This is a genomic window from Rhizobium herbae (genome assembly GCF_017873135.1).
GTDB lineage: Bacteria > Pseudomonadota > Alphaproteobacteria > Rhizobiales > Rhizobiaceae > Pararhizobium > Pararhizobium herbae.
Genome location: NZ_JAGGJV010000006.1, coordinates 53643 through 65296, shown reverse-complemented (window position 1 = coordinate 65296; position 11654 = coordinate 53643). Strand labels below are relative to the sequence as shown.

Below are 11654 nucleotides of genomic sequence, written 5' to 3'. Positions count from 1 at the left end.
GGCTGGACAAATCCCGATCAGAGCCCGAGGCTAGCAATGTCGGCATCAAGCCGTTCACGCGCCTTTTTAGGAAACTTGGCGGTCTTGATGGCGTCTAGGTTGGCAGGTGCGTCTCCGACGACCACGACAGCGATCATGCCCATGCCGACATGGGGCGCACACCTCACCGCATAAGCTCCTGGAGCGTCGAACCTGATCTTGATGGTCTCGTTCATCTTGCCCTTGAAAGCCGTTGCACCTTCCGGAATTAGATCCTTGACGGTCTCTGCGTTATGGCTCTTGTCCGTGGGGATGAAGGTGATGCTGTCACCCGTGGCGATCTTGATGCCGCCTGGTTCAAAGACCATCGCGCCGTCCTTGCCCTTGTTCAGCATATGAACCTCGAAGTCCGCTGCACTGGCCGTGAAGCCGAACGATGCCGCCAGAATGACCGAGCCGACGATAGTCTTAATGAACTTCCTCATGTGAATGCTCCTTGAAACAGAAGCCAACTTGGCTTCGTTGCAAAGCAACATAGCGGAGGTGATCGAATCCAATTTGATCTGAGACAAACGCTGAAGCGAATACCCGTCATTTCTCCGCCTCGCCGGCCAATGCGGCAAGCCACGCCACATTAAGGACGGGCAGCTTCTGACGCCCTCCCTCAACAAATCCTTTCACCTCCCACGCGCTGAGAATGCGAGAGACGGCATGAAGCGCGGTTCCTGTCATCTCGGCATATCTCAACGCGAGATTGGGAAGTCGACACGGACGCCTGCGCCCCCCGAAGATGGAGGTGCGCCGATATTGGGGGGAAATGGTGCGGGCATCGATGAGGGGTGGAGCGAGCAGGTTGGTCATGTGGTTCCGGTATTCGAGTTCGCTTCGCGGCAGATCATCCAGACCGTGGAAGGAGAATCGATCGCAGGTCGGTGTACGACTTTGTTCGCGAGCAAACTTCGTCGCATTTCTTTCAGCGCGTTCACTTGCGATGGATCAAAGACATATCGCGCGCCCACGGCTAACACTCAAGGAAACCAAATTTGGCAGGATGGGGCACCCGATGACCAGGACATTGATCGAGAAGTACGGAGAGGAGCGTCTGCCCCGTTACACGAGCTATCCGACGGCGCCTCTGTTTTCGTCCGATGTCGGTCCTGGTGACTGCGTCAAGTGGCTGCAGTCCGTGCCCTCCGGTGAAAGCACCTCCCTCTACCTCCACATCCCCTTCTGCCGCTCGATGTGCTGGTATTGCGGCTGCCACACGACGATCTCCGAAAGAGACCAGCCGATCCTTGACTATCTCAACGTCCTGCAGCGGGAGATAGCCCTGGTCGGCGGATCGCGGAATGAGCGTCTTGAAGTCGGTGAAATCCATTTTGGTGGCGGCACTCCGACGACCATGCGGCCGGAGGAATTCGTTACGCTGATGGACACTCTGCGTGCAAACTTCGCGGTCTGCGCGGACGCCCGCATCGCGGTGGAGATCGATCCCCGGACACTGACTGGTGAAATGACAGATGCCCTCGGGCAAATGGGAGTCACTCGGGCGAGCCTCGGCGTACAGAGCTTTGATCCCATCGTCCAGAAGGCTATAAACCGCATCCAGTCGGCGGAAATCACAGCAGAGGCGGTTTCCCGCCTGCGGGCCAACGGGATCCCGGGGCTCAACTTCGACCTCATTTACGGACTGCCTTTCCAAACGGTGCAGTCCTGCATCGACACTGTCGAGGCCGCGATCACGATGCGGCCGGACCGGCTCGCCGTCTTCGGTTACGCGCACGTCCCCGGCTTCAAGAAGCATCAGCGGCTGATAGACGAAACTGCCCTTGCTGGCGCGCAGGAAAGGAACGAACAGGCGGAAGCGATCACCCACGCACTCATGGCGGCAGGATATAAGCGCATTGGCCTGGACCACTTCGCGCGTCCAGACGACGACCTAGCCATCGCGGCAGACAGCGGCCGACTGCATAGGAATTTCCAGGGATACACCACGGACGAATGCCGGACCTTGATCGGCCTCGGCGCATCGTCGATCGGCAGCTTCGCCGAGGGATTCGTTCAGAACGAAGTCCCACTCGGTCTTTATGCGAAGCGCATCGCGGACGGAGGGCTGGCCACCGCGAAAGGATACGCTCTCACCGCGGAGGACCGGTTCCGCGCCGATGTGATCGAGCGGCTGATGTGCGATTTCACCGTCGACATCGCAGGCCTTGCGTCCGTCCACGGCTTCGATTCAGCGCTCCTGTCGAACGGCAACACGAGACTGCAGGAGTTGATGGACGATGGCGTCGTGGCACTCGATGCAGGTCACGTCCGTGTGAGCGACGGCAACCGGTTCATGATCCGCGCGGTGGCATCCGCATTCGATACCTATTTCGGCAACTCCGGCCGCAGTTTCAGCAAGGCGGCATAGCCACGATTGGAATTGTGGGGCCAGACCTCCGCCCCCCTGGTGCAAGAGCAGAAGGCCCGGCAATCCGGCTTGCCGGGCCTTCGTCGCGGCCTCGCCTCCCTAGCCCCTCAGGCCGCGATATATGGACGGCAGCCGACTGGGAAGCTTGGAGATATTTCCAACCAGAGCGAAGCCGTTCCGTCCGAACGCTGTTGTTCCGGTGGAACATAACGCGGCTGGTTTTCTGGGACGTTGATGCAGATCAACCACGCCAAGTTTAACGATGTTCCCGAACTTGATCGCTGTCAAAGTTCGCCGCTGCGCCTTGCGGGAGCGCAAAACGGGCTTCGCAAAGCCCGACGGCTGATCCCGGCCGAACTGCTCGGTTATCTCACGACGATCCTGCGGCTGGTCTGGCTGGGATCGGAAGTTCTCGCGTTGGCAGATCATCGCAGTCGTGATGAAACTCGCGGCCGCAGGATGGGTCATGTTGATGGCTGTCAGGCTGTGGCGCATGCACGAGAACGATGGCACCCCGGATGAAGTGACGGCGAGACACGTCTATCTGACCACCATGCTGAACCCAAAGGCGCTCATATTCGGTTTGGTCCTTCTACCGGCTCCCGGCGATCCCGAGTTCGCCTCGAAGCTCGGAATTTTCGGTGCCATGGTGATGACGGTGGCTTCGATCTGGGCAGTGCTGGGAGCCTTACGGGGACGGGAAGCAGTGGCGGCGGGCGACTTTATGTGGTTCAGAGGGTCAGCCTCCGGCTGACTGGCTATCGTCTCGATCACGTTGATTGCGGGTGTGACGAGAGCCTAGTTTCGGCACAGTGATCATGTACGCCTCCCGTTTCGGCGCGCTAGAAGCCGTCATTCTGAACATCGCCATTCTGGAATTGGAGCGCGGTATCCTTGGCGTGCAGCGCCGCGATGCCCGGCAGGGCGCACGGCCGCGGACCTGGCTGGAACAACCATGTTCGGCCTGAAGTCGCCCGTCGGATCCTGCCGGTCGATGACGACGTTGCCACACGGTATGCCCATCTGCCTATCCCCGACAGGCGCAATGAAGTCGATGCCCTGATTGCTGCGACAGCACTCATTCGCGGGCTGACGGTTGTCACCCGCAACGTCAAGGACTTCGAGGGGACCGGTGTCATCATCGTTGACCCCGGCTGGGATGACTTTACCGCGTGCGCTTCTCGAGCCAAATCTCTGTTAAAACCGCACTCCTCGTCGTCATCAAATAACGAACGATAATCTTGCCTTATCGATCATTATGCTGTTGACTGCGACAATGGCCGAAATCACCGACTCCAAAAACCACGCCGCCGACCGAGCCGCATTCTTCCACGATAACGGTTCCGATATCGTAAACACCGCGCCGCTGGCACTTGCGCTCCTCGGCCGACGTCGACAAGCGCCATGTGAAAAAGCGGTTCGGCCACTCCTCCCCGGAGCTGGCCCGCAAGTATCAGCGGGGCGAGACCGATTGAGGGTGAACCTCACCAAGGCAGCAAGGCCTTAAAACAATAGATGCCTGCCTCCCCTGCCCCAACGCTACGGCTACAGGATCGGCAACCTATTCCTCATCACCGACCGCCATCTCCACGACTTCGCGACCGGCAGACAGGATCGTTCGCTTGCCGACATGGTTTGCCGACCCGACAAGCCCTTCCCGCTCCATGCGCTCAACCAGCGAGGCGGCTCTGTTGTAGCCGATCTGCAGGCGCCGCTGGATGTAGGAGGTCGAGCACTTCTTGTCGCGCAGGACGACCTTCACCGCCTTGTCGTAGAGGTCGTTTCCGTCTTCCTCGGCCATTGCACTCTTATCGAAGACAGCGGCGTCCTCTTCCGCGGCCTCGTCGGTCTCCTCGGCGTCTTCGGTGACAGTGCCCAGATATTCCGGTCGCCCCTGTGTTTTCAGATGCGCGACGACCTTTTCGACTTCCTCGTCGGACACAAAAGGACCGTGAACACGGGCGATCCGCCCGCCTCCGACCATGTGGAGCATATCCCCCTGCCCCAGCAGGTGCTCGGCCCCCTGCTCGCCAAGGATGGTGCGGCTGTCGATCTTCGAGGTCACCTGGAACGAGATGCGGGTCGGAAAGTTGGCCTTGATCGTGCCGGTAATGACATCGACGGACGGACGCTGCGTCGCCATGATCAGGTGGATACCGGCGGCGCGTGCCATCTGCGCCAGCCGCTGGATCGCGCCTTCGATCTCCTTGCCGGCAACCATCATCAGGTCGGCCATCTCGTCGACGATCACCACGATGTAGGGCATCGGCGCGAGGTCCATCTCCTCCTGTTCGAAGATGGCTTCGCCTGTCGAGCGGTCAAAGCCGGTCTGCACGCTGCACAGCACCGTTTCTCCCTTTGCCCGCGCCATTGCCGCCCGCGCATTGTAGCCGTCGATATTGCGAACGCCGAGCCGCGACATCTTGCGGTAGCGGTCCTCCATTTCCCGGACGGCCCATTTCAGCGCCATCACGGCCTTCTTCGGATCCGTCACAACTGGTGTCAGCAGGTGCGGAATTCCGTCATAGACCGACAGTTCCAGCATCTTCGGATCGACCATGATCAGCCGGCATTCCTCCGGCTTCAAACGGTAAAGCAAGGACAGGATCATGGTGTTGATCGCCACGGATTTTCCAGACCCCGTGGTGCCGGCGACCAGAAGATGCGGCATCTTCGCAAGTTCCGCAATAACCGGTTCGCCGCCGATCGTCTTGCCCAGGCAAAGCGCCAGTTTGAAGCGGGTCTCCCCGTAGTTTTCCGATTCGATCAGTTCGCGGAAATAGACCGTCTCGCGAACCGGGTTAGGCAGTTCGATACCGATGACGTTGCGGCCTGGCACGACGGCGACGCGGGCCGACAGTGCCGACATCGAACGGGCGATATCGTCGGCAAGGCCGATGACACGCGACGACTTTACACCTGGTGCCGGCTCGAATTCATAGAGCGTGACAACGGGACCCGGGCGGACATCGATGATCTCGCCGCGAACGCCAAAATCTTCCAGCACGCTTTCAAGCAGCCCGGCGCTCTGCTCCAGCGCCTCCTGGGTGATAACAGCCGTTTCCTGAACGGATGGCTCCTGCAGAAGCGTAACTGGCGGAAAGATATACTCGCCGGCGCCGGCCGCCACTTCCGGGATCGCGACGAAGGTATCCGGCCGGACCGCCCGAATTGGTTTGGCCACCGTCACCTGCGGCTTCGTTGCGCGCGCAGGCTCGACGTGACTTACGGTCACTGACACGGGCGGCTTGGCTTCCTCCAGCACTCGGGGCGGCGTCTTGATGGGTGCAGGTTCGGAGATGACAGGTCCGGCAAACTGTCGATCGGCCGGCTTGATGCCAATTTCCCGGTAGAGCGCCGTCACCGAGTTGGACGACGAATGAACTTCCGGGGGCTGCCATCGCAGAGCCGGTGCCAGAACATCCATGTCGGCTTCCATGTCCATGGTGTTCCAGAACACTTCGTCGGATACATGCAGGAAAGAGTTCGAGCGTTTGAATGCTGGTTCCGGAACGTTTGTCGACGGCGCCTCCTCCGTCGGAAAACAAACGAGATCGATATCAGCCAGCTCAGTGGCCTCGCAGATCGATGGCACATCCGATTGCGTTTCGATCTCGCGCTTCAGGCGGAGCGAAAGCAGCTGGATACCCGACACGTCCTCGCCCTCCTGTCCAGGCACCAGCGGGCTTTCCGCAGTCGCTCCTGCATTGTCCGTCACGCTGGTGACAGTCTCTCCATTCAAGCTTGCGACTTCCGTTTCCTTGCTTGCTTCAACGGCCGACCGCTTCGAATAGACGCTCTCCGGTGTCCGGGTAAAACGCACGTTCGGGCCAAGCACGAAGGCGCTCTGCCAGACAGGCGCGTCTCCCCTCCCCTCGATCTCCGCCATCGCGTCGGTATCGACTTCGTACGGACTTTCGTCGCTTTTCACGTCGAGGGGTGCCCCGTAGATACGGCGTTGGACATCGGTCTTCATCAGATGGCTTTCAGGGTCTGCGGGCTGTTCTCCCGTGTTATCGAAGGCGTTCGAAAAATTGGTTCGGGAAAGACGCATAGGGACCTGCTCACTCAAAATTCACGGGCAATGGGCACACCCTTTTCAATAGAAAATAAAGGTTAATCAGCCCTTTCTAGCCGACCCTTCTCACAGAATTTCCATTGGCCCTGGCAAGCGCCATGATCATCGGGCCAAGAGCGAATTCGCCCTTTTCCGCCCGTCTTGTCAGATCTCTCAGATAGCCGCCGGCAGAGTTGATATGCCCTGCCCGCTCCAGAATGCAGGCGATGACGGTCGCCGCATTTTCCGGTCCAAGGATCTCGCAAGCCTGTTGATAGGCATCAGGACTGACCCCAAGCATCGATCGAACGACGACAGCCGCGGCCATCAGGTCTCGCCAACTGGAAATAGCCCCCCCGGAGCCATACGGGATGATTTCTGGGCAGGCTTGGAGTACCAGCGCCAGAGGGAATGCCTTCATCCGGGCTGGCGTCATCGAATGGGCTTGCTCACCCCTGGCATTTTTCGGTTTCGCTCCGCCGAGGGTTCGATGATCAACTCGCTTCAGCTCATCTGTCGTCGCGGCAGGAGCGACTTGTTCGCCCTCCGGAATTTTGCCCAGCTTCTGCTCGAAGCTAGGTTCAAGTTCAGAGGAGGATTCGGGATTTGAATTCTGTATGTGCCGATCATTTTGGAAGGGATTGCCGTTCATATTTTTCGTTTTAATCTGCATTTCCAGCTGGTTGACAATCTCTTCCCGCAGCATCTCCATTTCGTCGAGCGCCGTCGTAACCTCTATTGCCGTTGGCGTGCGCGGGATTGCTGTGACAAGCGCCCGGAAATGGGTCGTAACCATCTCCCAGTTGCCGCTCGCCCCCTCTTCCACCGCCGCCTCGATCAGTTTGGAGACATCGCGCCGGCAGAGGGTCAGCCGCTCGCGCAAGCGCTGCAAATGCAGGCGCTCGGCGGTCACTTGCGCCGCCAGATGCTCGATCTCGTCGGCGCGTGCGAGCAACGGTGCCAGGGAGAACCCAAACGCCTCGTCAATCACGCCGCCACCGCTCCTGCGCACGTAGCGCTTGCCGTTCGGGCTGTCCTTGCGGACGATAAGTCCGGCTTCAACGAGAACAGCGACGTGGCGCCTGATCGTCTGTTCGGTCATGCCGTGGGAGCGCAGCGAGAGCTGGGCATTGGACGGGAACACGACAAGACCATTCGTCTCGGAGAGCTCGTCCTTCGGATAGAAGCTCAGCAATGCGCTCATCACTGCCAGCGCCCGATCGGTCACGCCAAGCAGAGGTCTCGCCTCGCAAAGCGCCCGATAGAGCTTCCATTTGTCGACGCTCTTGCCGTCTTCAATATCCTGGGTCGCGAACTGACTTGCCAACATGCCAAGCGTCATCCGCCGCCGCCCAAAGGGCGTCGTCACACTTCTACCTTCCATCGCCTCTGCCTCTCACAAGGGCAAAGCCATCCAGCTCGTCAAAATGACGCCAATCTCAATGAAGAGACTTGACTACGATTCCAGGAAGTGTGATTCTCTCAGTCGCCAAACAGTCGAGAAGGGCTTCCGGAAAGCATTTCGGGGGCCTTTTTCTTTGCCGATTTTTGTCTTTTGCCTATCCTTCGATAGCGGTTGATCTTAAGGCCGCGCCACGGCGACGGCCCGGTGTAAGCTAGTGTCGGCCACCCTGTTTCCGGCTGGCCGTAAACTCCGCATAGAGATCATCCAGACGATCGGCGAGATATCCGCCGAACTCCGGAACCTGGCGCTCATCGAAAACAATCCGCGTCTGGATGTCGTCGCGCTCGATACGTGCCGCTTTCCGCCCTTGTGGACTTCTCCACTCCTGCGCCTTCGGCTTCCGCTTTGCCGGCTCGCCGCCGAGCATTTCGAAGATCCGGCCAAAGCGCGTGTCGCTGTCGGCAGAGAGAAATTCCGCGTCCGTGATCAGCGCGTCCAGCATGTGCTGCTTTCGCTCCGCACGGTCCACCAGCGCCGCCCAGCGCGCCCTGCCTGCCTTTGGAGCCGGGCCGATCGCCTGAACCAGATATTCAGGGATACTGCGGGCAATCGAGATATAACGGCTGAGATCACCCTTATCGGTCGAGAGTGCAGCCATGATCGTTGCGCGATCGTAACCGCCATCCTCGAGGCGTCGAGCAAATTGCGCTTTCTCGATATAGGAAAGGTCCTGCCGGTCGAGATTTTCCTTGCCCTGCGCGATGACGAGTTCGTTGTCCGTCAGCGTCTGCACGATCGCCCGGACCGTCCTGCCAAGCTGGGCTGCCGCACGCAGGCGCCTGCGGCCATAGGCCACCTGGAAACGGCCGGGTGATGCCAGCTGCGGGCGTACCAGAATTGGAACCTGCTGTCCGTTTTCGCGCATGCTGTCGACCAGTGCTTCGAAGCCCGGATCGACGGTTATGGAAATGCGGTCGCTCACCGACGAATGGTCGATGAGCGCTGGATCGAGATCGACGACCGAAGACCCAGAGGCCAACTGTTCCTGGAGTTTGGCAGCGCTGCGCGCGCCCTCGGTCATCTCCTGGAGCGATGCCCCCATGGCAGAGATAGCACCCGTGCGGACGCGATCGGTATTCTTCTCGACACCAGCCACCGGGGGAGACCCCTCGGGCTTTCGCATAAACAGCGTGTTGACGGTATCTTTTCGGCTCACAGCAGGCCACCTTGATTGTATCGCGATCGGCTTGCGTTGGGAGTTCCCAACGATGAATTCCGGCCCGAAACGGACATGTCCGACCTGAGCGCCACGGCCGCCAAATGTCTCCATCGGGTATTGGCTTGGGAGGGGTTGGCCCTCGTTGTTGGGAGTTCCCAACAACTCGAATTTGATGCTTCAACGGGGGTCATTTTGGAGTGCGCCCCCATGCCTGGCGGACAAGAGATTCGATCTCGCCATTGACCGCGTCGAGCGCCTCCATTGCCCGATCATATGTCGAGCGCGTCAGGTTTTCCCGTCCGATCTCGTAGAGGGTCTGCTTCGTCAAGCCGGCATCGGACACGGCAGCCGACTTCACCATCGGATTGGTCATGACGTGATCGTCAAACAGGTTCCGGAGGAGGGCGGCCACTTTGGTCTGTGGTGCATCCTGTGGCTCATAGCGGGTGAGCAGATAGCGAATGAAATCGTATTTCAGCTCTCCACCGGCCTCGCGAACGACGGCCAGCAGATCGTGCGTCATCAGAAGGAACTGGCTCATTGAGGCCACGTCGAGCATCTGGGGATGAATGGTGACCACCATCGATGTCGCGGCACAGAGCCCGCTCAGGGTGAGGTAACCAAGCTGGGGAGGGCAGTCGATAACGACGACATCGTAGTTATCGGCGACTTCATCCAGCGCATGCGCAACCCGCGTGAAGAAAATTCCATCGCCATCGCGGGCGCCGGTTGTCAGCGCGCGCGGGGTCGTGTGTTCGAACTCCATCAGCTCGAGATTGCCGGGGACCAGGTCGAGCCCGTCAAAATAGGTGTTGCGGATAACGTCCGCCAAGGGACGTTTCTCCTCATCGTAACGGATCGCGGCATAGAGCGTCTCATTGGACTTCACATCCGTTTCCGGCAGGACGCCGAGCAGGGCGGAGAGGCTCGCCTGCGGATCAAGGTCGACGGCAAGCACACGGTATCCCTGCAGCGCCAGATACTGGGCAAGGTGAACCGAGGTGGTTGTCTTGCCAGAGCCACCCTTGAAATTGGTGACCGCAATGACCTGCAGGTGATCGTCGGGGCCACGACGCGGCACGAAATTGTAAGCCTCCCGTCCCCGCGCCGTCTGCGCGAGCTTCTCGCGCAGTTCGTTAATCTGGCGAAGGGTATACAGACGACGTCCATTGCTGGTGAGGTCAGGCAGTGGCCCTTCGCCGGCCAGCGTCATCTTGCGCAACGTCGAATCCGAGACGCCCATCAGCCGGGCCGCCTCGCCGGAGGTAAACCGCCGCAACGTCTTGTTGGCAGTCGGCGGGAAGAGCGCTTCGCTGATCGCCTGGAGCTGCGAGCTGATGATTGCCGCATGATCTCCGATCGTCTCATCGACGGTCTTCCGCTCAATCTTGGTCGCTCGAATGGCATTGCTCACGGTCAAAAACTTTCGTCACGGTAAAATGGCCCGATGGGCGATATAACCGTGACGATACGCAACACAACGATTCGTGCAAGAAGTTATTGGTTAACAGACGGTTATGCCGAGCAGATGAGAAATTGAATCTACGGCGAGCCGCGATGCATTTCGCGTATGAATACAAAGCGTTCTCGGTTTCGCCATCTACCGTGACGAGAAACTCCACGCGAAATGATTCATGTGGGCAATCATCCGGCAAATGCGATTCCAAAGGAGAAAAGACGGGTCACCCGTCCGACTCACTCAACACGCACGCAACTCAACCACAAAAATCACGGCATTGTCGCCTGGTGTCGGATTGTTTGATGCCGTGGCAATGACGCTTGAGGCATTCGCGTTTTCCGTGGATCGTCCGCGAGCGGGGCAGGTTGGTCTGGAGCGGAACGCCACAGATGGCTACGGGATCATGACGCAGTCGACCTCCGCTCGCCGCAAGCGCTTTTCGCTGAGGCAAAAGGGGGGCATCCACCCGGACGCCAGTTCGCATCGCCGGCGGTTGAACATCGAACAATTTTAGTTTGAACCAAGAGGAACAATTCGCCTCCCCCCACGTTTTTGGCGTTAGGTCGATTTCTGTCGGCACCAACCACCGCTAACAACGATGAGGATGTGCAGATGAACAACCCTTTGCCCGAACTCCACGAGGGGCATGCCCCGATCACGCTGCATCAACTGTTCCGCGATGCACTCGAAGCCTATGATGACTGGGTTGACGGGACCGAAGCTCCCATCGTCTATCATCAGGGTATGCCGGTTTCGATCGGGATCGTGTTTGATCATATGCGCGACTGCACCGATATTCTGCCGAACAATATGGTCAGTGCCATCACCGAGCGGCTGTCAAAGCCTTTGAGCCGCAATAGCCCGCTGGACGACATGACGTTTTCGACCGCCGCCCGTGTCATGTGCGTTATGGTGCGGAAGAGGCAGCTTCGACGGAGCAGCAGCGACATCAGCGCGTTCATCCGGCGATTTGAAAAGCTGCGCGCCGACCGCGCCGATCCGTGAAACGGAAGTGAATCTGGCCCGGTTTTGACCCTGCCAGCGGCGGCAATAGCGATGTCCGCCGACTAAGTAACGGAAACATATCAAAAATTAACAGTGGGTGAAAACGACTTGATA

At 59.2% G+C, this 11654-nt stretch carries 8 protein-coding genes and 2 pseudogenes; 4 read left to right on the top strand and 6 right to left on the bottom strand.

Features of this window, described 5'->3' with window-relative positions; genetic code table 11:
- Window positions 1-17 precede the first annotated feature (17 nt).
- Entirely contained in the window at window positions 18-464 is a 447-nt protein-coding gene (locus J2Z75_RS16870; RefSeq protein ID WP_209853941.1) for a pseudoazurin, read from the bottom strand.
- A gap of 106 nt (window positions 465-570) precedes the next feature.
- Window positions 571-755: pseudogene (locus J2Z75_RS16865) on the bottom strand (helix-turn-helix domain-containing protein); the annotation flags it as partial.
- Between the two features lie 287 nt (window positions 756-1042).
- On the opposite strand from J2Z75_RS16865, the gene hemN reads away from it, so the two are divergent.
- The 3 genes and pseudogenes from hemN to J2Z75_RS16850 form a co-directional block, all read left to right on the top strand.
- Window positions 1043-2395: an oxygen-independent coproporphyrinogen III oxidase gene (gene hemN / locus J2Z75_RS16860; RefSeq protein WP_209853940.1), complete on the top strand. Its 1353-nt coding sequence runs from the start codon at window positions 1043-1045 to the stop codon at window positions 2393-2395.
- A gap of 472 nt (window positions 2396-2867) precedes the next feature.
- Window positions 2868-3149 carry a hypothetical protein gene (locus J2Z75_RS16855; RefSeq protein WP_209853939.1) on the top strand — a complete coding sequence of 94 codons (282 nt, stop codon included), beginning with the start codon at window positions 2868-2870 and terminating at the stop codon, window positions 3147-3149.
- A 64-nt stretch (window positions 3150-3213) separates the two neighbouring features.
- Window positions 3214-3547 (top strand): annotated as a pseudogene (locus J2Z75_RS16850) (PIN domain-containing protein); the annotation flags it as partial.
- Between the two features lie 409 nt (window positions 3548-3956).
- Here J2Z75_RS16850 and J2Z75_RS16845 read toward each other — a convergent pair.
- The 4 genes from J2Z75_RS16845 to repA form a co-directional block, all read right to left on the bottom strand.
- Window positions 3957-6284: a DNA translocase FtsK gene (locus J2Z75_RS16845; RefSeq protein ID WP_209854295.1), complete on the bottom strand. Its 2328-nt coding sequence runs from the start codon at window positions 6282-6284 to the stop codon at window positions 3957-3959.
- Between the two features lie 241 nt (window positions 6285-6525).
- On the bottom strand, window positions 6526-7836 hold the full coding sequence (repC, locus tag J2Z75_RS16840) for a plasmid replication protein RepC (protein ID WP_209853938.1): 1311 nt from the start codon (window positions 7834-7836) through the stop codon (window positions 6526-6528).
- A gap of 232 nt (window positions 7837-8068) precedes the next feature.
- Window positions 8069-9073 (bottom strand): plasmid partitioning protein RepB, encoded by a 1005-nt coding sequence (repB, locus tag J2Z75_RS16835; RefSeq protein WP_209853937.1) that lies wholly within the window; start codon window positions 9071-9073, stop codon window positions 8069-8071.
- A gap of 190 nt (window positions 9074-9263) precedes the next feature.
- Window positions 9264-10490, bottom strand: coding sequence for a plasmid partitioning protein RepA (gene repA / locus J2Z75_RS16830; protein WP_209853936.1), 1227 nt, complete (start codon window positions 10488-10490; stop codon window positions 9264-9266).
- Between the two features lie 657 nt (window positions 10491-11147).
- On the opposite strand from repA, the gene J2Z75_RS16825 reads away from it, so the two are divergent.
- The gene (locus J2Z75_RS16825; protein WP_209853935.1) at window positions 11148-11540 is read left to right on the top strand and encodes a BRA0787 family protein; all 393 of its coding nucleotides are present in this window, start codon (window positions 11148-11150) and stop codon (window positions 11538-11540) included.
- Window positions 11541-11654 lie beyond the last annotated feature (114 nt).